The sequence below is a fragment of the Nonomuraea sp. NPDC001636 genome (assembly GCF_040298265.1).
Lineage (GTDB): Bacteria > Actinomycetota > Actinomycetes > Streptosporangiales > Streptosporangiaceae > Nonomuraea.
In genome coordinates, this window is sequence record NZ_JBEOZT010000019.1 from 158,147 (window position 1) to 181,467 (window position 23,321).

At 71.7% G+C, this 23,321-nt stretch carries 14 protein-coding genes; 5 read left to right on the plus strand and 9 right to left on the minus strand.

Annotated features, from left to right (window positions below; all coding sequences use genetic code 11):
* The first annotated feature begins 23 nt into the window (after positions 1–23).
* Both ABT158_RS31340 and ABT158_RS31345 read left to right on the plus strand, forming a co-directional pair.
* Positions 24–443 carry a hypothetical protein gene (locus ABT158_RS31340; protein ID WP_352359516.1) on the plus strand — a complete coding sequence of 140 codons (420 nt, stop codon included), beginning with the start codon at positions 24–26 and terminating at the stop codon, positions 441–443.
* Positions 444–445: 2 nt separating this feature from the next.
* Positions 446–1,705, plus strand: coding sequence for a WXG100 family type VII secretion target (locus tag ABT158_RS31345; protein ID WP_352359518.1), 1,260 nt, complete (start codon positions 446–448; stop codon positions 1,703–1,705).
* Here ABT158_RS31345 and ABT158_RS31350 read toward each other — a convergent pair.
* From ABT158_RS31350 to ABT158_RS31380, 7 genes are read right to left on the minus strand one after another with little or no spacing between them, the layout of a single operon-like run.
* Positions 1,702–2,268 (minus strand): hypothetical protein, encoded by a 567-nt coding sequence (locus ABT158_RS31350; protein WP_352359520.1) that lies wholly within the window; start codon positions 2,266–2,268, stop codon positions 1,702–1,704. The genes ABT158_RS31345 and ABT158_RS31350 overlap by 4 nt on opposite strands.
* Entirely contained in the window at positions 2,265–2,726 is a 462-nt protein-coding gene (locus ABT158_RS31355) for a hypothetical protein (protein ID WP_352359522.1), read from the minus strand. Before ABT158_RS31355 ends, ABT158_RS31350 begins: the two co-directional genes overlap by 4 nt.
* 5 nt (positions 2,727–2,731) lie before the next feature.
* Positions 2,732–17,773: a WXG100-like domain-containing protein gene (locus ABT158_RS31360; protein WP_352359524.1), complete on the minus strand. Its 15,042-nt coding sequence runs from the start codon at positions 17,771–17,773 to the stop codon at positions 2,732–2,734.
* Positions 17,770–18,114: a hypothetical protein gene (locus ABT158_RS31365; protein ID WP_352359526.1), complete on the minus strand. Its 345-nt coding sequence runs from the start codon at positions 18,112–18,114 to the stop codon at positions 17,770–17,772. Before ABT158_RS31365 ends, ABT158_RS31360 begins: the two co-directional genes overlap by 4 nt.
* Positions 18,111–18,518 carry a YbaB/EbfC family nucleoid-associated protein gene (locus ABT158_RS31370; RefSeq protein WP_352359528.1) on the minus strand — a complete coding sequence of 136 codons (408 nt, stop codon included), beginning with the start codon at positions 18,516–18,518 and terminating at the stop codon, positions 18,111–18,113. Before ABT158_RS31370 ends, ABT158_RS31365 begins: the two co-directional genes overlap by 4 nt.
* 60 nt (positions 18,519–18,578) lie before the next feature.
* Positions 18,579–18,986 carry a UCP033725 family protein gene (locus ABT158_RS31375; RefSeq protein ID WP_352359530.1) on the minus strand — a complete coding sequence of 136 codons (408 nt, stop codon included), beginning with the start codon at positions 18,984–18,986 and terminating at the stop codon, positions 18,579–18,581.
* On the minus strand, positions 18,983–19,852 hold the full coding sequence (locus ABT158_RS31380) for an SseB family protein (protein WP_352359532.1): 870 nt from the start codon (positions 19,850–19,852) through the stop codon (positions 18,983–18,985). The genes ABT158_RS31375 and ABT158_RS31380 overlap by 4 nt, the downstream gene beginning before the upstream one ends.
* Before the next feature lie 46 nt (positions 19,853–19,898).
* Here ABT158_RS31380 and ABT158_RS31385 point away from each other — a divergent pair, with 46 nt between their 5' ends.
* Positions 19,899–20,417, plus strand: a complete 519-nt coding sequence (locus ABT158_RS31385) for a hypothetical protein (RefSeq protein ID WP_352359534.1) — start codon at positions 19,899–19,901, stop codon at positions 20,415–20,417.
* On the opposite strand, the gene ABT158_RS31390 is transcribed toward ABT158_RS31385, so the two are convergent.
* Complete coding sequence (locus ABT158_RS31390; protein WP_352359536.1) at positions 20,393–21,523, minus strand: AraC-like ligand-binding domain-containing protein; 1,131 nt, start codon at positions 21,521–21,523, stop codon at positions 20,393–20,395. The genes ABT158_RS31385 and ABT158_RS31390 overlap by 25 nt on opposite strands.
* Before the next feature lie 386 nt (positions 21,524–21,909).
* Between ABT158_RS31390 and ABT158_RS31395 the strand changes: the two genes are divergently transcribed.
* Together ABT158_RS31395 and ABT158_RS31400 are read left to right on the plus strand one after the other, a co-directional pair.
* Positions 21,910–22,251, plus strand: a complete 342-nt coding sequence (locus ABT158_RS31395) for a hypothetical protein (RefSeq protein ID WP_352359538.1) — start codon at positions 21,910–21,912, stop codon at positions 22,249–22,251.
* A 3-nt stretch (positions 22,252–22,254) separates the two neighbouring features.
* Positions 22,255–22,659, plus strand: coding sequence for a hypothetical protein (locus ABT158_RS31400; protein WP_352359540.1), 405 nt, complete (start codon positions 22,255–22,257; stop codon positions 22,657–22,659).
* 125 nt (positions 22,660–22,784) lie between these two features.
* Here ABT158_RS31400 and ABT158_RS31405 read toward each other — a convergent pair whose 3' ends face one another.
* Complete coding sequence (locus ABT158_RS31405) at positions 22,785–22,979, minus strand: hypothetical protein (protein WP_352359542.1); 195 nt, start codon at positions 22,977–22,979, stop codon at positions 22,785–22,787.
* Between the last annotated feature and the right edge of the window lie 342 nt (positions 22,980–23,321).

Sequence of the window (23,321 nt, forward strand, 5' to 3'; positions counted from 1 at the left end):
TCAATCGCATGCGGGAGGCTGTCATGGCACCAACCGGCAATGGTTGGCATTTGGAGCAGAGCTGGCCCGGTCTGGTCGCCGACAGGGACGGTGTCGAGTACGCTCCGGCGGAGCTGGTAAAAGTCGCCAACGCCCTTTGGGCGAAATTTCCAGAACTGTACGGCAGCGATCCGAACGCCCGACTGACCACCGCCACGACGCCACGTCAGGGCTCCCACCCCGACGTGGCGGAACAGGGCGGATCGTTGCAGGTGTTCGCCGATCACCTCGCGAAGGTGAATCGCTGGGACGGCGGCAAGAGCTTCGGAGCGGCGCTGATGCAGGGCCACAAGGAGTTGACCGCGGTCTACGAGCAGGTCAACGAGAAGCTCAGGATCGCCTTCGCGCTCATCGACGCCGGCGCGGGCAACTACAAGCGCGCCGACGCCGCGAACGGAGGCTAGAGATGGCCGTAGACGTGTCCGCGGACCACCCGATCCGCCCTGCCGGGGGTGCGTCCTTCTCCGTCGACGACGACGGCCGGAGCGTGGAGGGGATCAAGAAGGTGATCACGGAGATCGACGTGTCTTCCCTCCAGGGGGTGGCGGCGTCCTACCTGTCGGCCGCCGACCGGCTCACCTCGATGAACGAGGCCCTGGTGTCGGGCGCGACCGCGATGGCCAAGGTCTGGGAAGGGCCCTCGTCGGTGGAGTCGCAGCAGTCGCTGCGCACGCTGCACGCCACCATCCGCGAGCTGGCCGAGAAGTTCAGGGCGGTGGGCGGGCCGCTGGAGGCGCTCTGCAAGCGGCTGCAGGCCCACCAGTACTTCGTGGAGCACAGGGGCGAGGCGTGGAGCGACAACGGCGAGACCTGGGACGACAGCATCCCCGCCTGGTACAGGACGATGAACGCCGGATACGAGTGGGGCTCTCCGGACGAACTGGCCGGCCAGCATCTCCGGCTGCTCAACAACGACCTGCGCCATGCCTACGAGCAGTGGCCGTTCACCATCCACAAGGTCGTGCCCGACCTCAAGGACCCGACGGCTCCGACCCCCCCGGCGGAGACGCCTGACCGCACCGAGAGCGACGGCATCGATCCGGACTCCTTCACCCGTCCCGACGACCACTTCCAGGACGAGGACTTCGACGGCATCGACGACACCTCGCCCGGCGGCCCGTCCACGCCTGGCCTGCCCGGCGACCCCCTCAGCTCGGACGGCTTTCCGGACGGGACCACCCCGGAGGGTTCCGGCACGGGCACCGACCCCGGCGGAACCCACCCCGGCACCGGCACCCCCGGTGGCAGCGATCCCGGTGGCGCCGACCGCGGCGGCGCCCCGTACCCCGGCGGCGGCACCGGCCCGGACACCGGCCTGCCGGACACGGGCGGCCTGCCGGACACCTCCGGCTCGACCACCCTGGAGGACTTCCGGCGTCCGGCCGGCTGGACCCCGGACACCTCCACCTCCTTCCCGAACGGGAGCATCCCTCCCGCGGGCAGCGGCACCGGCAACGGCGTCGGCGGCACCATGACCGGCATCGGCGCGCTCCCGCTCAACGCCAGATCCGCGTCCGCGACCGGCAACGGCCTCCCGTACCTGCCGATGGGCGGCGCGGGGGCGGCCGGCGAGCAGGAGGAGACGGAGAACAGCACCTGGCTGCACGAGGACGACGACGTCTGGGGCAACGACGCGGACGACGCCGTCTCCGGCAGAATCGGCTAACCACCAGAGGACCGTCGCAGCTCCCGCAGAGTTCGTTGGGCGACGGCCTGGCTCACCGCCGGACATCGGAAGTCCTGTGCCACGATGTGCGCGCAGAGCTCCTCGTCCGGCCGGATGCCGTGCTCCTCCAGGTAGTAGGTGACGGTGTCCGTCCAGACCCAGGTGCCGTCGGTCCGGAAGCTGAGCGGCACCACCGCGCCGCGCGCCGGGTCGAGCCGATCGAGGTCGAGATTCGCCGTGGAGAGAACGGCCGCGCCGGCCCTCAGGTAGTCGACCAGCCGCGGGTCCCGCATCCGCGGACGGTCGGGCAGGAAGTACGGCACGCCGTCCCTGACCCCGTCGAAGACCCTGGCCACCGAGATCTCCGGAACGATCTCCACGTAGCCGTCGCTCCAGCCGCGCAACCCGTCGAACGCCTCGGCCGGGCTCCACTCCCGCGCGGCGGCCATCGACTCGATCAACGACCGGACGTCGGCCGAGCTGTACTCCACCTGGTCCCCGGCCCGCATCAGCCTGCCGATGACCGTGCCGGAGGCGATGACCACCACCTTGAGCGTGCTCATGCGCCGCTCACATGGACGAACCCCGCCTGCCCGAGGCTCGACAACAGGGAGAGGTCGTCCGTGGGGTCGATCCAGACGATCTCCCTGGTCGGCCTCGGCGGCGGGCAGAGCGTGGTGACGAGCACGAGCGGCACGGCCGCGGTCCAGTGCTCGACGGGGGGCATCCGCGCGCGGTCGGCCAGGATCACCTCACGCTCTCCGTCCGTGCAGTCGCCGAACCGCCCTGCCGCCGCCAGCTCGGCCTGCAGCCGCGCCGCGGCGGCGAGCGCGTAACGTTCCCTGTCCTCCAGGGTGCCGGCATAGCCGGGGATCAGCTCCGTGATCAGTTCGGCGGGCTCGTCCCCGTAGATCCGCCACCAGCCGTCGATGACCTCGTAGGCGTACGGCGTGCCGTCGGCCCTGGCCGGGGGTGGCGGCGGCGCCTCGGCCGCCGACGTGTTCCTGATGCGTACGCTCATCTCGCTCACCATCGTCCGTCGTCCGAGGCCGGCTGCCATGTCGTGATCGCGAACAGGGCGGTCAGCTGTTCCTTGTCCGCCTGGCGGGGGAACAGGGTGTTCACCATCTCGATGAAGGAGGCCGCGTCCCGCCGCGGGTCCCGGTCATGTTCGAGGTGGGTGCCCAGTTGTTCCCGCGCGGGCAGGTGCTCCTCGCCGTTGCGCGCGTAGTCCACGATGGCGGCGACGAGCTTGATCCGTGCCTGGATGATCGAGGGATCCAGGTGCCCGTCGTTGTGGCGGAACTCCACGTGATCGTCGGCCGTGCCGATGACATGGGCCAGGTTGAGCGCGGAGGGGCGGCGGTGGACCTCGCGGAGCGCTTCCGTCGAGCGCTCGGTGCCGCCGGTGACCTCGTTGGGCTCGCAGTGCCGGTAGGGCCGGTGCATGCCGAAGGGCTCCCTGGGGTCCTGCCCGAGCCGGAACAGGATGTCCTCGTAGCCGTAGTAGAGCGTGAGCAGCCGGTGCATGGCCTTCACGTCGGTGCCGAGACCCGGGGCGCCGACATGGATGTGCCCGCCCGTCGCCGGAGTGATCTCGCCGCCGTGGGACTTGATGATCTCGGTGATCCGGGCCAGCTCCGCCCATGTCCGCTCGGTGTCCCGGAGGATGCCGGAGACGAACTCGCCGGCGATGAGACGCGGGTTCGCCTCCCGCTCCATGTACGGCCGGCCGCTCATCGAGTCGGGGGCCTTGTGGTGACCGAACACCTCCGGGCTGGCGGCGAGCCCCGCCCGGTGGAGCTCGGCGGCCATCAGGCGCACGTCGCCGGCCCGGACGTCCATGGTCCCGCCCGCGTGGGCGAACTCCAGCTCCAGCCCGAAGGCCACGTCCGTGGTCATCGCGTTTCGCGTCATGTACGGCACGACGGACGCGACGTCCTCGCCGGCCGCCAGCCGCCGGGTCACGTTCTCGACGACCTCATTGTGGTTGTCGAAGTCCCAGCCGAAATGGCTCTGGACCCGGGCCGGCGCCGGCGCCGGCGGCGCCAGCAGCGAGATCTCGCCCTTGGCGTGCATCCCGATGTGGTACAGCCTCTCGAGCGCCTCTTCGTAGGCGGGGATGAAGCCGCTGTCCCGGTAATGGGAAGCCAGCGACACCATGACGTCGGTGAGGAAGTCCACGTCCTGCCGGCTCAGTGGGTTGTCGACCCATACGGGACGGTTCTCGGGTCCGGCCGCGACGAAGTTGCCGCGAAGAACCTTACCGACTGCCGGGACAGAGCTGGTGTTGGTGCCGGACACCAAGGCGGCGCGTCCGCGATCGACGCGGGGCACGATGAAGGCGCGTCCGTGATCCACGCCGGCCATGCCGGGGCCCGTGTCGTAGAGGTTGTTCGGGTGCCGGTCGTTGTTGAGGATCAACAGGTCGAGGAGTTCGAGCAGGATCGCGTTGCGCTTGGCGTTCGTGTCCGTGCTGTCGGCGGGGTGCGTGCCGCGGACGTACTCCATGAAGACCGTGCGTGGATCCGCCGGGTGCGCGACGACGATGGGGACGTCGGCGCCGATGAGCCGTCCCACCAGCGACCCGAGGACCTCGGCCTTGGCTTCGACGATGCCGGTCCGCTTCCGTACGATCTTGGTGCCGTCCCGCAGGGTGAGGTGCGCCACGGTGCCGTCCACTCCCTGCTCTCCGAACAACTCCCACTCGTTCGGATCGGCCGCGAGCGCTTCGTCCACGACGCTTTGGGGCAGGCCACGCCGTTCGAGGACGGGCGGCGGTGTCGGGACGGCGAAGGGCGTGGCGGGCGTCACCCTCCTGGACGGGTGGGCCTGCAACCACTGGCCGTCGTCGTCGAACGGGAAGACCGGCCGCCCGTCCGCGTCGTATCCCTGAACGGCCGCGGTGTGAGCGTGCCTGTCGGCGCCGATGTAGACGATCTCGTTGCCGGCCAGGATCGACCGGCCGGTGAGGTCGGCCAGTTCCTGGAGCACCGCCGGGTCGCGGGCCGTCTCGCAGCCCAGGATGCGTATCCACGCGTTCGGCTGCGCGAGCACGCGCGGGTCGTGGGCGAGCATGGTGCCCAGGTCGGCCGCGCTGAGTCGTTCGGAGCCTATGAAGAATCCGGTGCCGTCACCGGCGATCGCGACGTCTACGGTGTCCATGGTGCGTCGCAGCAGGCGTGGATCGGCCGTGGGCATGACCGCGGAGTTCTCGTCGCGGTACCAGATGCCCGCGTTGACCTCGCGGCGATGCTCTGAGATCAGGGCCCGGTGCCGGGCGCTCAGCGGTGGCGCGGACACCGGGCCGGACGACTCGACGGGACTGACGGCCGCCAGATGCGGGACGGGACGGCTGGCTCCCTTGCGTTCCACCCGACTGGACCGCGGATCCTCCGGCATCGCTGCCAGCTCGGGACCGAGCCAGGCCCTGAGCTGCTCCCCGACCACCGCCGAGGTGTCGCCGGGCAGGAAGAACCGGAACTGCGCCGATGCCTGGGCGGCGTTCCCGACACGGAGGTTGCCCAGAGAGGTGGTCTCCACGGCTCCGTCCGCGGCCAGCACGACCCGTCCGGTGTACCAGGCGAGCTCCTGCGCGAAGGCCGTCGTCCCGTCATGGGGGCCGGCCAGTATGATCGCGGCGTCCTGCGGCAGGTCGGGGAAGCACAGCAGCATCGCCGCGACCACCTCGGCCCGCAGGAGCCGGTCGTCGACTATCATCCCCCGCCGGGAGTAGCGGCCCTCGACCACGAAGGCGCCCTCGACGGGCCGTACCGTGTGCCGCTTCGCCGCGCCGACGTCCAGACCGCTGCGGACGTGGAGGCCCGCCGCGGTCGGGGTGACCGCGTTCCGCCGGAGATGGTGCGCTATGTCCCGGGCCAGTTCATCGGTGAGCCCGATCCTCGGCGTGACCACCGGTCCCGTTCGTTCCTGGGCCTGGTGCTGCTTGAGGAAGTAATGGACCTCACCGTTGTCGGCGGTCATCACCGCCGTCACGGTGAACCGGGCGCCGGACCTGAACAGCGCGTGATGCGGCTTGCCCGACACGTCCGCGACCGGTACGTAGTCGGAAGCCAGGATGGTCACTCGCGTGCCGTGGGGGCCCTCGGCCAGATGGCCGGCGTCGTCGACACCGTCGATCAAGGTGTCCACGGTGAACTCTTCCCCGGCAAGGATGCCCCGGGGAACCAGGCCGTCGGGAACCCGGGCGAACACGTGGCCTTCCGCGCTCGCCCGTGCCGCCAGTTCGGCGTCGGCCCGGGCGATCACGTCGGTCCGGTTCTCCGCGATCACCAGCGCCAGGTGATCGTTCCGCAGGAGGTCGCCCAGGATCGGGCCCGTTCCCGGTGCGGGCCGCCACGCGGGCGCGCGATACTCGACGGTCGTCCGGTCCTCGGAGAACGCCAGCGGGATCAGCCTCGCGTCGTCGGAGCCGGTGAACTCGCTCAGCATGTTCAGCAAGCGCTCGTACCGGTCGCCGAGGGAGAGCGCGCCGAAGGTGTCACGCAGCGCCTCGAAGGCGGCGGTGACCCGGGCGACGTCACCGGGGGCCAGGACCGGGGCGCCGCCCCGGAACTCCCAGTCGCCCGCCTCACCGAACAGGACGAGCAGCGGGTTGACGTCGAGCAGCCGTCGCAGTGTCGCGTGGTCCAATGGCTCGCCGTGGGCGAGGAAGGTGTACAGCGCCCGGGTGGCCAGGCGGGCCAGCGTCTCGGGAGTGGGTTCCGCCGGCCGGCGGAGCTCCTCGTAGAGGACGTAGGGGGTGGCCCGATGCGCGCCGGGCAGGCCGTCACCGGCCTCGTACGCCTCCTCCAGCCTGGCCTCGTGCTCGTCCGCCGCCGCGCGGGTCGGGAACTCGTGGCGCAGGGCCCGCCGGCCGTCGCCGAAGACCACCTCGGTCGTCCGCCCGTGTGAGCCCGGCACGTCGAGCACTCGGGAGACGCCCGTGGCGACGCTGGCCCGCAACGCGTCGCTGCCGAACGTACGCCACACGTACCCGTCCTCGTCGAGGTGCAGGGCCGGGCCGGCGAGGCCGAGCGCCTGTCTGGCCAGCGCGCGGACGAGGACCTCCGGGGCGTCGACGATGGGGATCCTGAGAGCGCGGGACCCGTCGGCGAACGTCACCACCTCGCCCAGGGCCGACGCCCGCTTCGACGGGACGCCCTGCCTGACGGTCTGCTCGACGTTGAGGCGGAGGCGGCGAGCCGCGTTGATGGCCCGGCCCTCGGTAACCGGGCCCAGGCCCGTCAGCGAGGCGGACGGGCTCTGGTCCATGGCGCTGAGCGGCGCGACACGGGCGAGGGGCAGCTCGGCCCCCGGCACGGCGGCCACCACGCTCTCCAGGCCGACCGCGTTCCCGGCGAACGGGCCACCCGCGATGCCCTGGTGCCGTCGCATGATCTCGTCGTAGTGGGACTGCAGGCCCATCCGGGCGAAGTCCTCGCGTGCGGTCTCCAGCATGGCTCCCAGCACCCGCACGTCCGAGGGGGACAGCGGGTTGCTCGCCCAGTCGCGGCGGCCGGAGGCGTCCTCGCGCAGGAACAGGTCGAGCAGCGGGCGGGTGCTGGGCAGCACATGGAGGGCCGGTCTGGTGACCAGCGGCGTGATGTCGGCCAGGGCGGCGAGGTATCCGGCAAGCACCGCCTCGCGGGTGCCGAGGAAGCCGCCGGAGGTGGCGGTAGGTGTCCAGTCGATCAGGATGTGCCGGTCGCCGGCCGCCCTGGCGGGGCCGACCAGGCCCAGGCGGTGGGCCAGTTCGGTCATCACCAGGGTCAGGTCCCTGCTCTGGGGAGTGGACTCCTCAAGGAGCAGGGCGGAAGAGCCGTCGGCCAGCGTCACCTTGGAGACGTTCGCGCCAAGGGGCTCCGGCTCGCCAAGGACACCCAGGGCCGCCAGCTCCGGATCACTCGGGATGCCCAGGACCTCCGGCCCCTGGGCGGCTCGGGGGTCTGAAGCTTCCTGGGTGTCGGTTTCTTCCGTCCAGTTGATCAGGGCGTCGATGGGGTGCGAGGGGCCGGTGCGCGCGGCGAGGTCGGCCTCCACCGCGGCGATCTCGACGGCCAGCCGGTCCGCGGCCGCGGTGTCGCCCGCCGCCAGGGCCTCGTGCTGCTTGCGTTCCAGGAAGCGCAGCTCGTTGCGGCGGGCGGTGACGCACTCGTCGCGCGTGGCCTCTCCCGGCGTGTGCGGGTGCGTGTGCTCGCCTGCCGTACGGAACTGGAGCACGTCGCTGATCTCGTGCAGGACGAGCCGGGCCACCTGGTCGGAGGCGACGCGGGGAGCCAGGGTCACCAGGTGCGGATCGCCCCGCTCGCCGGTGTTCGTCGCGGTGGTCTCGCCCAGGTAGCCGCCCTCGACCGGCCCCACCTGGAACTTGAAGTGCACCTGTCCGAGCAGGTCGGAGTCCAGGACGAGGGTGTCGCCGCCGTCCCAGACCACCCGCCAGGCGCCGGCGACGCCGCCGAAGTCCTCCAGCAGCAGCTCGTTGTTGAACGCCTTCCTGGCCTCGTCGACGGTGAGGTCGCCCTCGTCGGCCGGGCGGCCGTCGGCGACGAACGCGGAGTTGAGCGGGGAGGCGTGGGTGTGACGGGGCGCGCCGCCCGGCCCGTTCTCCGCGTCGTCGGGCTTGTTCTTGGCCGGCCAGGCCGCCGGATCCGCGGCCGGCAGGATGCCGCGCCTGCTCAGCTCGTTCCTCAGGTGCTCGGCGAGGCTGGGGGCCTGATCCGCCTCCGCCTGCCGCTCGGGGCGTCCGGTGGGGTCGGCGGGGTCGATGGAGGTGGCGGGGTTCGTGTCCGTCCTCGGCATGGTGCGCTCGTGCAGGGCCAGCAGGTCCATGCCGTGCTGCTCGGCCACCGCGATCAGGGAGGACGGCAGTCCGGCGAAGCGCCGCCCGAATCTTCCGTCGTCCCCCTGCGCCGTCAGGCGGCCGTCGGGGGTGGCGACGTAGGTCAGGGGCGGCCCGTACGGAGGCAGGAGCGTGACCAGGACGTTCTCGTTCCGATCGCGGGCGTCCACTTGCGCCTGCCTGAGCTCCCCGTACGAACGAGCGGGCCGCCCGGTCCCCGAGCCGACCGGCCCCGGCAGGGCGGCGGCAGCGGGGGCGACCGGCCCGGGAGCCTCGTGGCCGGCGACCGGCGGCGGGTTCTCGGCCTGTTCGGCCAGCTCCCGCATGACCTCGTCGAAGACGATCACATCGGCGTGGCCCGTGGCGACGCGGACGGCCCCCTGCGGCGGCCTCCGCCCGGGCTTCGGGGCCGGCGAGACCTCGACGCGTACGGTGTAGTCGACCCGGAACCTGACCGAGCTGCTGTCGGCCTTCTCGAAGACGCTGGTCTCCCTGCGGTTGCCGCCGCCGACCGACACGCCGTCGCCGCCCTGGCTGCGGTAGCTGCCGCCCAGGCCGAACTTCAGGTCGAACGGGAGCCACCTCCGCATGTCGTTGCTCCCGACGGCGATCCCGGCCGGGAGCCACCGGGTACGGTCCGAGCTCGCGGACGTGCCCCACTGCCTGCGGTCGACCTGCCCGATCTCGTAGTCCTTGTGACCTTGGGCGATCGTCACGGGCTCGGACAACACGGCTCCGACGTGCACGCGGGCCACCCTGCCGTGCCCCTGCGGTACTTCGAGCACCATGAGCCCGTCCTCGGCCGTCATGAGCTCGAAGTTGGTGTTCCGGTTGTTGCCGGTCAGGATCCGGGCGAGCGCACGGGACGCCTGGCGGGAGAGGTCGAGGTCCATCGTCGCCTTCAGGTGCCGTTCGACGGCCTTCGCGAGGTCCTTCACCCGCGTGCTCTCGACCATGAAGTTCTCGGGCACGGGGAAGGGCCGCGGATCGGCCACGGCGGGCTGCGGGGCGGTGCCCGCGCGCGCGACCATGCCGGGCGGGATGAGCCGGTCGATGATTCCCGAGACGCGTCGGGAAGCCTCTGCCACCGGCGACGCGTCCTCAACAGGCGACGTGGACCTCACCCGCCGTACGTCGACCACGAGCCTGATGCCCTGGCGCACCTCCGCCCTGGTCCCCTCGAACGAGGCCGCCCGCTGCACCCGGGTCTCTTGCAGGTTGCTCGCGGCCGAGGCGCCGCGTCCGCGGTCGGTGCCCGTGGAACCCGAGTCCGCGCCGTCTTCCGTGTCCTTACCGCCGAGGGTGCCGGTCAGCGCCGAGGACTCGGAGATGTTCTCCTCGTGCATGGTGTAGAGCTGGAGGATCTGCCCCACGTCGGAGACCTCGCCCCGATACTGGACGTCATCGCTGAGCACGGCCCGTACGGTGACCTCAAGGGTGTCCGTGACCCCGTCGCCCCTGACGGTGTACTCGGCGGGCGGGGAGTCCGGGTCGAGCAGAGTGTCGATCTTGCCCAGCCAGCTGTTGCCGGAGAAGTCGGCCGACAGCGCGCGCCACAGGTCGGTGTCCTGTGCGAGCGCGCCCGGAGCCACCGCCTCGACCGCCTCCGCGATCTCGTCCAGCAGCTCGACCTCGGCGCGCGGCCGGTCCTCCGGATGGAGGCTGACCCCCTTGACGGTGCTCATGCCGATGGCGTCCTGGTACGTCGGCGCGAGCTCTGCGGCCACCTCGCCGTTCTCCAGGCGCCGGGCGGCCGCCTCCAGTTGCGCCTTGACGTGGTCCCGGAACTCCGGCCGGCTCAGCATGCGGTCGATGGTCTCGGCGGCCGGCTCGCCGGGCCGGCCCGGCGGAACCCCCGGCGGCATCATCTCGGCCAGCGTCTCGGAGGAGAACAGTTCGAGGAGCGCGGCGAGGGCCCTGCCGGTGTCGTGCCGCTGGCTGAGGGGGACGCCGGGCAGGGTGGTCAGGCCCGGGACGCCCGACGGATGGGCGGTCCTCGCGCTTTTCAGGTCCTGGAGGTACCGGGTGATGAACCTGACCGCGACCCGGCGGCCGAGCTTCAGGTCGCCGTTCATCACCCGTTCGGCCGCGTCGGCGAGCTGGTGCAGCGGCAGCTCCACCTCTTCGTTCGCGTACAGGTCGAGCGCGTCGCGTTCGGCGAGCAGGTAGACGGCGGTGCCGTCGTTCCGCGTGACCGTCTTCGCTCTGATGCCGGAACCCACGGTCACTTCCGCGGCGACGTCCATCACGAAGGCGTAGTGCCTGCCCGTGTCGATGGTCAGTCGCTCGGGGCCGGAGATCAGCTTCCGCTCGTTGGAGGTCGTACGCCCCCATGAGGTGGTGCCGCTCCCCTCCTCCGCCCGCTCACCGGGCGCCGGCACTCCCATGGAGCCCCCGACGTCGCGCGGTCTGGAGATCCGGGTGGTGCTGCTCTGGGAGCTGAGGGTGAGGTTGATGTCGCCGACCAGGATGTCGGTGGCGGACAGGAAGCGCGACTGGCCCTGCGTCAGGCGGAGGCGGACCGGCTGGTGCCGCGCCGTCCCCTTCGCCGTCTGGCGGTCCACCCCGGTCCGGTGACCGGTGGTGAACACCTCGGGGTGGCTGACCAGGCTGCGTACGTTGAAGAACGCCGCGAGGTGCTGGAACGCGGGCGAGCCGCGGTCGAACGAACCGCCGAGCAGGTCCGCGACGGTCGTCGCGATGTCGCCGACGTCGAGGTGGGCGACGGTGGCCCGCCGGAGCACCGACGTCGAGGTGGGGTGCCGCGGCCCCGGCGGACGCGGGTGCCCGTCGGACGACAGCGCGAGCGGGAGCAGATCGGAGGGGAGCACGATCCGCGCGTCCCCGGCCCGCCCCTCCGCCACGGGCCGTACGAGGTTCGCCCCGGTCAGCCGCTCGACCTGGACGACGTGCGGGATGCGGAAGACCGCGCTCTGCCCGGTGCCCTCCAGGAGTTTCACCTGGTTGACGGTGCTGCCCGTCGTGAGCTCCACCTGGCGGTTCCGGCCGAGGCCGACGGAGAGGTTGGATTTTCCGAGATCGAGGCCGGGGTCATCTTTCAGGGAGAGGCCGCTTCCCAATCCCGCTCCCCACGACCCGGTCGTGTTCCGGGACGAGGTGTAGGTGTCGGAGCCGATGTCCAGGTTCACCACCGGCTCGGCGCCGGTCACCCCCTCGTAGACGGCGTTGTCGAAGTCCTGCCTCAGGCTGATCCGCAGGGTGTAGTGCTCGGCCGGGCCGAGGGGGCTGTGGTGGACCAGGTTGACGATCAGGCCCGCCTGGGCTGCCTGGTCGTAGCCGGTCTCCAGGCGTTCGGCGGAGAACTGCTCGGCGACCAGTTGCTCGTTGGCCATCTGGCTCGCCCTCACCGAAGCGTCGAGGGAGTAGCGGGGGACGCCGTTCCTGAGCTCGGGCAACACGCCTTCGCGGCGCAGATACTCCTCGACCTGGGCCCGGATCGAGTCCATGCCGGTGATCCGCTGAACCAGTGCAGGGCCCGCGCCGCGCGTCTGGTTCTCGCCCGTCCCGTACCAGGTGGGCAGTGCGCCCACCCTGCCGGGCGGATCGACCTTGACGGGATCGCCTCTGAGCACGACGTTGCCGTCCGCGTCGCGCCCGATCTCCGCTGCCGGGTCGACCGGCAGGCCGTAGCGGTAGGCGTCCGGTTCGGGGATGCGGAACAGTCCGGTGCTCGGGTCGGAGACGAGGGTGATCGGGTCGTTACGGCCCATCTGGATCGTCACCGTGTGCACCATGTTCAGCAGGTAGCCCTGGGTCTCACCCGCCCATCGCTGCACGCTCGGATGGATGGCCACGCCGGTCACGCCGGTGGACGCGGATGCCGCTTTTCCCACATCGCCGCGGAGGGTGGCTTCCCATGCAGGGTGGTCCTGATCGGTCTGGTCGGCCGTCTGCGAAGTAAGTCCGGCGGTCAGTCCGAAGTTCGTGTCGTGGTTGTCGGAGTGGCCCTGGCCCGCCTGGGAGGATCCGACGCGCAGCCGTTCCTGGTGATGCTTGGTGCTGGGGCCGCCGACACGTGTGTCCCCGGGGAGCACGGTCGTGCGTATCGTCATCACGCCACGGATCCGGCCGTTCACGATGATGGGCCGGCGCAGCCCCGCCGGATCGTTGACGGCCACGCCGAGGTTGCTGGGCAGGTCCTCGGTGATCGCCGTGACGACCTGGTTGCGGGCGACGGAGCTGCGCATGACCTTCGTCAGCCGTCCGGTCACCCGCTCGGCCAGATCGAGCAGGCCGGTCATGCTGACGACGACGTGCTCGGGGAAGGGGGAGCGCCGCCGGTCGGCCTCGGGAAGCTGGAGGGGCTTGTCACTGGGGTCGAGGAGATAGGCGTGAGAGAGCCACAGGCTCTGACGCGTGGTCTCCCCGGCGGGCGGCGAGTCGGTCACCGGGGGGCCGGACGCGGTGCGCAGTTCCACGTTCCAGCTCGCCTTGGCGGTGAACATGGTGGCCGTGCCGCGGTTGTCCTCGACGTTGCCGCCCAGCCAGTTGTCCTGCGCCGCGGTGGAGACGGAATGAGCGCCACCCCTGCCCAACATGACCCTCATGACACCGTGGTCGGCGATGGAGTGGAGGGTCTCCGAGGACGTGCTCCGCATCCACAGCCGGAACAGGTCCACGATGTCCCGGTCGAAGTTGAGCCCCCTGGAGCGGCGGCCGGTGGCGGACGCCCTGCCGCCGCCCTGCGGGAGCTGTCCGAGCATGGTCTCGGAGTGGGAGGCGGCCGGCTTCACCACCTCCATGAGGTCGTCGAGCGTCAACCGGATCCGCAGTTCCGCGTCTTCGGTCCCGTTCAGGCGCAGCAGCAGGCCGTCCGGCGCGACCGCGGTCTGGAAGGCCTGGCGGATCGCCCGCCGCAGCTCCTCCTGGGAGAAGCGTGCGGACAGGCCCTGATCCGTGAGCAGCTTGTTGACCAGATCGGTCAGCCGGGCCAGGTTGGCGATCGGGCCGGCGGTGTAGGCGGCCAGCAGGGCGTGCGGCGGCGGCAGTGCCTCCCGGTGTGCCGAGTCGTAGGCGTCCGATCGGCTCCGCATCTTCTGGAGGGCGACTTCGACCTGGAGCGTTCTGGGCTTGTCCGGCCTGTTCACCCGGTTCAGGGCGGTCATTGTCGCGTCGGTGGCGTCAAGGGCCTGGTTCGCGGCGATCGCGGCGGCCGCGTACCGCTCGGCTGCCCGCGTGTGGTACCTGGCGGCGGACTCCGCCTGCTCGGCGGCCAGCACCTGCCGACGCGCGCGCTCGGGAGCGCCGTCGTCCTGGCTCAGACCGTGCAGGAAAGCGTGATTCCAGGCCTCCCGAGCCTTGTCCCAGGACTCTTCGGCATGGTGCCGGTGACGGCTGCTGAGTTCGAGGTTGTGCGCCCAGGCGGCCTCCAGCCTCTTCTCCTCCGCTTCGACCTCCGCCCTCAGCTCCGACAGCGCGGTGGGCGGGGGCTTGGGCACCGAGAGGGCGGGCGGTGTCGCGGGCGGCAGCGCGGCGACCGCATCCTGGTACGCCTCCATGGCCGTGGCGGCCGCTCGCGCGGCGGCGTTCAGCGCGGCGTGGTCGACCGGCTCTCCCGAGGCCACGCCCTTCAACATGTCGGCGAGCACCTCGTGGGCGTCGCGGGCGGCGATCGCCAGGCCTTCGGCCGCCTCGTGCAGCGCGCCGAGCCGGGCGAGCTCCGCCGCGATGGCCCGCCACCTCCGTGCGCCCTCCAGGTCCCGCGCGGCCAGCGCCTCCGCGGCGAGCACGTACGGCGCGCTCGCCGCTTGGTTGTAGGCGCGTACCGCCGCGCGCTGCGCCCTGACGACCCCGTCGAACCCCTCGATGGTGGTACGCAGCGCCGTGGCGGCGGCCCGCCGGTCCGACACGCGCTGGAGGAGGTCGCCGAGCGTGGCGTCGATGGCCCGGGCGTCGCGCGTGTTCGTCAGCAGGTCCGGCGTCGTGAGCTTACGGTAGTACCCCTCGTGGGTGGCGCCCAGGCGGAGCAGCTGCGAGGCGAGCTCGTGCGGCGGGGCGATCAGGATACGCCGCGCCTGAACCGTCTCGTCGAGGAGCAACTGGTACGCCTCGGCGGCCCGTACGGCCGAGTCGGCCGCGCTCCGGCGTTCCGCCGCCGTGCCCGGTGAACGTCGCGCTGGGCTGGTGAGCTCGTCGGCGGCCGCCCGCAGCGCGGCGATGTGGGCGCCGAGCACGTCCGGTTCGGCGGCCTGGGGCAGCGCGGGAACCAAGACGGCCGGGTCGGCCTGCTCCTCGTACCGCAGGCGGAGCTGGTGGGCCGCGTGCAGCGCCCTGGCGAACTCGGTGCCCTTCCTGCCGGGAGCGCCCGCGGTGTGCACGAGTGACTGGGCGCTCTCGTACGCGGCCCTCGCCTGGGACGCCGCCGTCAGCAGCGAGGAGGTGCCCATGTCGGTGACCGTCATCGCCAGGAGCCGGAGGTCGGACTCCACGCGCAGGAGCCGGTCGATCTGCTGCGCCAGCACCTGGTCGAGATCCTGTTCGAGCTGGGCGACGGCCTGGTCGTGGCGGGTCAGCAGGTCGATCAGGTCGTTCGTCGACTGACGGGCCGGCGCCGGTCGCGCCTCACTCCCTTCCAGCTCGCCGTGGGCCTCCAGAATCCTGCGTACGGCGTCCCGCTCCGCCTCCATGACGGTCCGTTCGGTCCCGCCCGTCTCGCCGATCCGGCGGGTCAGGAACACCAGCTCGCGACGGCGGGCGGTGAGGCACTCGTCGCGCTCGTTCGGCTGGGTGATCAGGCGGCGCATCAGGCCCTGGCGCGGCTGGTTCCTGGCGTGCAACGTGTCGGCGATCTCGTGCAGGACCAGCCTGGCGACCTGGTCGGGGGCCACGCCAGGTGCCAGCCGCACCCTGTTCTCGCCGTTCGCGTACAGCACGGTACGGCCCAGCCGACTGCGGGTGACGCGGCCCACCGTGAAGGTGAACCGCTGGTCGGGGAGACCGGTGACCTCGACCACGAGCGTGTCGGCGGCGGTCCAGCGCATGCCGGTGACCTCGGGTCCGAGGTCGGAGGCGAGGACCTCGACCTCGAACGCCGCTCTGGCCTCCGCCACCGTGAGCGCCGGCACGCCGCTTTCGCGGCCGTTCGCGACGAACCTGGTGCGCTTGACGGGACGCCCGCTCACGAGGGCATGGGCGTCCCTGGTACGGCGGACAGCGCCGATCAGCCTGGTGACCAGGGAGGGGCCGGGGGTGGCGGGCTGCTGGGCGGGTGCGGGGACAGGGGTGGGGTCAGCCTGGTTCTGCGGGGTGGGGCCGGGGGCGGCCGCCGTCTCGGCCGTGGTGAGGGGGCGGGTGTCCTGCGGGGCCGGAGCGGATTCGGCGGTACGGGGCTCCCCGACGCTCTGCGGGCCCCCGGTCCCCGCGGTCTCCGGGGTGCCGGTGCTGTCCTGGGTGGTGTTCTCGGCCGGGGCGGTGCTCTCGGCCGGGGCGCCGGACGTGTCGGGGGTGCCGCTGGTCAGGTCGGGAGCGGGCGTCGTGTCCGGGGTGGTGGTCGTGTCCGGAGCGGGGGCCGCGTCCGGGGTGGTGGCCGGCGTCTGGGCGGCGGCGGTGTCCGAGCCGGGGGAGGTGCGCGGCGTTTCGGCGGGCGCCTGGTCCGTCGTGGGCGCGGCCTGCTGATCGGCGGCGGGGGAGGCGTCCTGCGCGGCCGGCTGGGACGCCGGTCGCGCGTCTGGGCGCGGGTCCTGCGATCGGTCCTGCTGGTCCTGCGGCTGGGATTGAACTTGAGGGGTAGGGGCGTCCTGGCGGGGTTTGGCGTCGTTGGTGTGCTGGGGACGGGGGGCCTGCGGCGCGTCCGGGGTGGCGTCCGGCATCTGTACGGCTCGGGCCGCCTTCGGTGCCGATTGGTGGGGCGCCGCCGGTTCGGTGACCGTGCTCGTACGGTCCCGCCTGCCCCCGCCGGAGAGGTCGCCCTGCGGCAACACCGGGCTCCCGCCGGCGTCGGGCGAACCGGTCTGAGGGCCGGGGACGGAGGAGAGGTCCCCGAGGCCGGGAGCCGTCGTGATGGTGGACGCGTTCCGCTGGGCGGCCAGCGCCTCGTTGAACACGTTGCTCAGCGAGGTCACGGGGGTGACGGCCGCGTGCAGGACCTCCAGATTGGTCGGGCTGAGAGTGTTCGTACGCCCCGCGCCGCCGAGGAAGCCGCCGTAGAAGCCCTCCGCGCCCGGCAGCGCGAACTGGTCGTAGACGGCGTAGTTGGCGACGATGCTGCCGGCGGGCGAGGCGACCATGTTGTTCAGGCCGGTGTTCAGCGCGCGTCCGGGGAAGCGCAGGAACGCGTTGCCGACGCCGCGGTTGTCGCCCGCCATCCGGTTCAGCCGCGAGATGCCCGGCAGGTCGTTGGCGAAGCGCGACATCGGATCGCCGAGCTTGGTGCCCGCGATCGCGCCGGCGCCCGCGCCGATCGCCGCCGCCTTGACCTTCTTCCAGTCCCACGAGTCGCGGGTGCCCATCTTGATCTGCTGGTACTGGGTGGTGAGGTCGATCAGGAGCTCTTCGGAGATCTCCTCGAACAGCTCGTACGCCAGCGCCTTGTTGAAGAACGACCCCGCGCCGGCTCCGGCGAGCTTGCTGACCTGGCCGCTCGCGGTGACCGCGCCCGACCTCGACGCCACCAGCGCCAGGCGCTGCATGATCATGGCGATCCTGGTGCCTCCGGCGGTGCCGACACTGCGCAGGATCAGGCTCGCCAGCGGGAAGAAGCCCGCGGCGATCAGGGCGATGAACGCGGCGATCACCGCGATCCAGAAGGCGACGTTGATCGAGAGCTTGGTGTACTGCGTCTCGCGGGCGAAGTTGTCGACCATCTTCGCGTAGGAGAAGGACTCCTGGGCCTTGGCGACCACGCCGGCCTTGTCGTCGTAGAGCTTGGCGAGCCGCTTGAAGATGGCCGGTTTGGCCGGCGACTGGAGGCTGCCGTTGAGGGTCTGCACCGTGGCGGCGGTCGGGTCGAGAGTGCCGATGAGCAGGTTCATCAGCTTGACGTACTCGACGCGTAACTCCCAGAGTTTGCTCTCGCTTCCCTCGGGCCAGCTCTGGCCCGCCGTGAGCAACGGGATCAGGTGGTGGACCACCCAGGCGGGCAGCGCCTCGGTCTGCCAGACGGGCTCCACGTCCTTGGTGGCGATCCCGCCGTCGAACGCGCCGGTGCCGCCTGCCGGCTTCCGCGCCTCGTCGGTGGCGGTGGTGACGTCCCCCTTGCCCGCCATCATGCCTTTCGGTAGGCGTTCGACAGGCCCAGGTCGATCGCCTGCTCGGTGGTGAGGGTGTTGGAGACCGTCGCGCGCAGCAGCGGCCCGGAGCCGGAGATCTCCTTGATCAGATCATCGGTGTCGCGCAGGAATCTCTCGGGGCCCCCGCCCGCCAGGTACTGCCTGCTGAAGGACACGCCGTCCGGCCCGTCGCCCTGCGGACGGGCGGCGTTCAACGCCCGGATCCGCGCCGCGATGGCCGGCCAGGCGGCGCCGAGGTCGGTCGCCATCGCGTCCCACTGGTTCAGGCTCTGGCTGATCGGTTCGCGGATGTGCACGTCCGCCCGGTCGTCGGCGCTCATCGGCGGCGTCCTTCTCCCGGCAGCGGGCCGGAGAGCTGATCGAGCACGGTCTCCAGATCGCCCTCCAGATGGGCGCGTAACTGCTCGGGCGGCACCACGGGCTCGAAGAGGTCGACCAGCTCGTCCAGGGCTTTGGCGGTGGCCCGCCGGATGGTGTCGGTGATCGCGTCGGCCAGCCCCCTGGCGTTGGGCCGCCGGTAAAGCCGGGGGTCGAGATCGAGCCTGATCAGCTCGCCGCGGACGCTCACCGTGGCCGAGACCAGCCCGTCAGCGGATCTCTCCGTGACCCGGATCGCCTGGGCGCGGGCGTTGAGCTCGCTCGCGTCGCGCTGCATGCGCATGAAGGTCTCGCGTAACTCGTCGGCGTAGGCCTGGAGCCCTACTATGTCAGCGTCTTCGGTCAAGGCCCCACCCCCTAACTGGGGTGAATATAACAACAACATCATCTGGCTCGAAAGAGATCATCAAGGTTGTTGTTCACCGGGCGCCCCGATCATCACAGCCTGCTCGCCGAGCGCTGAGACCTCCTCCCGCCGCACCCAGGCGCGGTACACGCCGCGCTCGATCCGTTCCAGGCCGAGGCCGGCCGCGTGCGGCGCGTTCCCGCCGGTGTACTCGACGAGCAGCTCCGCCTCCCGTTCCGCGTGCACCAGGAAGGGGGCGCCGCGCCACTCGCAGACGGTCGTGACGTGCCAGATCGCCGTGCAGCCGGCCGCGGGAACCGCGCGTACGAACCGGCCGGGCGCCACCTCCTCGAAACCGTCCGCCGGGGCCGGCGCGTACAGGCGCATGAACAGCCGGCCGTCGACGAGCTCGGCCGACGCCTCGTAGTCCGTCCCGTCCCAGCGGACGCGGTACGACTCCCCGTTCACCGGTCCGCCACCATCAGCCAGCGGCCCTGGTCGGCGTCGTACCTCGCCTGGACGCGCTCCTCGCCGTCGGAACCCAGTTCCACGATCTCGGCGCCGTGCGGCAGGCCGACACCGTCGATCTTGTATTCCCTGATGGTCTCGGCGGCGTTCGGCACCAGGCCCATCCCGGTGAAGGGCGGCTCCTCGATCACCCAGCCGGCCACCGCCGTCCGGCCCCGCTCGTCGACGCCGCCGTACGGGGTGCGGTAGAGCTCCACCCCGACCGCCGGCCAGCGCAACAGGTTGACCGCGCCCTCGGCGGTGAGCGCGTCCTCCTGGAGCAGCGCGTCGGTGAGCACCGAAGGGGTCGCGATGTGGGCGACGTCGAGCGCGTGATGGCAGTAGCCGGAGATCCGCGGCCGCTCGCTCCCCAGCAGTTCCTGGAGCTGTGCCGCCTCCAGCAGCTTCTGCACGATCGGGAGGCCGCTGTCCGGCTCCGCCGCCAGGTCCTGCTCCAGCGTGGGCACCGCCAGCCTGGCGACCGTGCCCGGTTCGAGCAGGAACGACGGCTCCAGACCCGGATTGACGGCCAGACCCCAGCGAGGATCCGGCCAGCCGGCCGCCAGCTCGACCAGCGAAAGGATCCGGAAATGCCGCACGGCGCCGTCCGTCGCCTCGCGCATCGCCTCCGCCGAGGTGTACACCGCCACCCACACCCGATCGGCGCCGGGGAACGTCGGCCAGGCGACCGGCTCCTCGCCTCCGGCGGCGGCCTGGCTGACCGGGCAGGCGAAGTCGGCGTACCGCAGCAGCGCGAGACAGGTGGTCAGGTCCTGACGGCCGTGCGCCTCCTTGAGCCGCTCCTCGAACGCGGTCGGTGCCTGCATGGCGACACCCTAGTAGGTTGATCCGCGTTCCCTGTAGGTTGCGCGTGTGACCGATCGGCCGATTGCCCGCACCCGCGACGAGGCTCTCGTGTACCTCGACCTGAACCCCTGCGCGTGCGGCTCGATGGACACCGAGTGGGACAGCGGCGTGGTCAGCGTCGAAGGCGCGCTGGCCAAGTGCTACTCGGGTGCCTGTGAAGACTGCGGTGCGGCGCGGGAGTACCTGTTCTCGCTGCCCACGCGTGAGGTCATGCCGGCCGGCTGGCCGACGTTCGGCGGCGCGGAGCCGTCCGAGCTGCTCGACGCGGGGGAGTGGATGTGGCTCGCCGACCTCACGGCCGGGAACGTCCCCGACGACCCGGAGAACGCCCGCCGCGCGCTGTCCATGGCTCGTGCGGCCGTGGAGGAGGTGCTCAAGTTCATCCCCGAGGGGCAGGACGACGTCCCCGCGGCGGCCTTCTGGTCCGCCCGCGGACGCGAGGTGCACGCCGCCGAGCCCCCTCGGTTCCGCCGCGACCGCCTGACGGTCGTCAGGGACACCTACCGCGATCTCGCCGGCCGCTGACCTTCCCCGGCCCGGGCCCGGTCAGGCGATGCGGCCGGCGTGTACGGACCCTGCTGGCCGTCGTGTCCCGCGAGCGACCGGCGGCGATGATCCCTCGGGCTGAGGTCGTAGGCGGTGCGGAACGCGCGGCTGAACTCGGCGCCGTTCCTGAAGCCCCAGCGCATGCCGATCTCGCCGATCGGATCGTCCCTGAGCCGCGGGTCGGCCAGATCGGCGTGACAACGTTCGAGCCGACGCCGGCGAATGGTGGCGCTGACGGTCTCGTGCCGCTGCTCGAACAGCGCGTGCAGGGTGCGTACGGAGATGTGGTGGTGCGCGGCGATGCTCGACGGCCCCAGATCGGCGTCGCCGAGATGCTGGTCGATGAAGGCGTCGATCCGCGCGGCCAGGATCCGCTGCCGGCTCTCGGCCGGCAGTTGGCGGCCGGCGTCGATCCGCGCGGCCAGGAAGGCGGCGGCCAGGTCCACGCCGATGGTGCCGAGGCGAGGCAACTCGGCAGGGTGGCAACCGTCGGCGTGCTCCAGCAGGCCGGTGAGGTAGCGGGACAGCAGCGCCCCTGAGCCGGTGGCCGCCCGGAGCCTGGTGGCCAGCAGCCGCTCCATCTGGCCGCTGGTCAGCGGCAGTGCGTCGCGCGGCAGGAACAGGAGCGTCACCCGGGTCGGCCGGTCCGTGCCGAGGAATTCGGTCACGTACGGGGAGGAGGTGTCGAACACGCCCATGTCACCGGCTTGCAACAAGGACTCGTTGCCGTGCTGCCGCAGCCGGTTCGCGTTGTTGTGCAGCAGGTACAGCTCGTAGCCTTCGGGGTCGTGCCGGCTGATGTGGGCCGGGGTGCGCCGGCCCTTCAGCGGCGACATCGTGAAGTCGCCCACCCGCACATGCGACAGGTCGATGGACTGCACCCGGCCGTGGAAGTCCTCGGCGTGCTCGCTGGACAGCGCTGTGGGAACGACCTCGTGCGCGGCGATGTGCGCCCACCACTCCAGGCGATCCTTCCTCGGGATCGCGTCGGTGGAGAGCGAGACCACCGGGCTCGGTCTGGCCGTGCGGTGGATCCAGGAAGTCCGGTACGGGTGATCGCACACCGCGTCTACGCTGTCGGCCACCGTCCAAGGGTCCACAAGCCCGGCCTTAACCGCAAGACCAACAGCGCGTCAACTCGCTGCCCGGAATCGAAGGAGAGACCGAACGCTCTGTCTTCGGGGTCGTCCGCCCAGCCGGTCCACCTCTGCAGCGACCGTCGGCGGGAGTCCGAAGGCGACGTGTTCTTCGTCGGGGCCGTACTCCCGGCGCCAGGCGTCACTCGTCGGCGGCGTCGCGGCGTGCGTGGCCGGTGAGCTTCCCGATCGTGGCCGGCGCCGGGCTCACCTGCTCGGTCATCCGCCGCCTGATGTCCGGCGCGAACCCAGGCGTTGCACGCCTTTCGCGGCGATCAGGTCACCGTCCGGACACGTCGGCCGTCCCCGCCGCCGGGGTGAGGTAGGGAGGAAGGGTGCGCCGACTCCCCTTGGTGTTCCTGGCCGTCCTGCTCGTGCTCAGCGCCTGCGCCGAGGATCCCGCCGTACGGGCCGCGCGCGTGCACGCCGAGGAGATCGCCGCGCGACTCGGCCGTGGCCTCGACTGGAACGCCGAAGACGTCGGCTGGGTGCTCTCCCGGGACGAGGACGTCGAGGTGTACTCCGTGACGGGCACCCGGTACAGCACCACCGACCAGGGACGGGTGCTGCTGCGGATCCGCGCCACGGGCCGGGTCGGCGCGGACGGCCGGCCGCAGCCCGTGGACGCCGCCACGCGCGCCTACGAAGCGACCCACGGCCCGTCCCCGTCCAGGTAAGCGGTGGCATCCGTCTGCTTCGAGATCTGGGTGTCCTATGCCGACGCCGACGTGCACGAGGTCGACTGCCCGGCGGGCGAGCCCCGGGTCTTTCGCTCCCCGGCGGCGATCCCCGGCGACGCCTTCGCGTGGCTGGAGACGCATCTGCCCAAGACCCCCGACCTGGCGGCCGCCCAGGAGACGGTGGACCACCTGGACCTCGACGACCGCATCGGCAAGGACGTGGCCGAGATCGACGGCGTGATCGGCGTCGCGTTGCGGGAACGTCCGGGAACATGCTTGTTCGCCCGGGTGGGCCCGCAGGGCGTCGAGGTGTGGTGGCCCTCCCGCGTCCAGGCCATGCCTGGGGAGAGCAGTTGCAGCGCCGCCGAGGCCGCCCACGGCCACGCGCAGCGCCCGCCCCATTGAGGTGAGCTCGTCTCCGGTTTTGCGCGTGGAGGACTTGTGGGGCAAATCTGCGCCCTACCGAGCCGGATACCGCCCAGCGCCCCGGAGGGCGGCGGCCGAGCACCTGGCCCACCCGGCGGGGGCGTTCAGGAGTGGACGGCGCGGATCTCCGTCACGGTGAACGTGTCGACGATGTGCCGGTTCTGCACCAGGAACCCCACCACTCCCGCCACCGCCTCCACGCCCAGGGCGGCTCTCACCCGTGCGCTCAGCAGGTAGACCAGGGGCGTCGACGGCTGGGTCAGCGTGAGCCCGCGGTCGTGGCGGTGCACGTCCTGCAACGCCCTGATGGGGATCGGCCGCTCGGTGGTGAACCACGCCGCGACCTCCCAATGCGGATGTGCCGGATCGGCGTCGGCACAGGCGTGGTAGCAGGCGACGCAGCCGTGGCCGGCATGCCGCCCATGCGGGCACGTCCATTGGGCGATCTCGGCCGGGCTCTGGTCGTGGGCGCTCAGGATGGCCGCTTCGGTGACGCGGCGGCGCGCCGGCCGTGACCGGTCCTCCGGCGGAGAGGCAAAGTCGCTGCTGATGATCGGATCCCTTCCCGGCTGCGTCCCAACACATCCGAGCCTAGCGGCGGCGGCCTGTGGACTTCCTGGAGCGGCGGTTCGACGACGGCG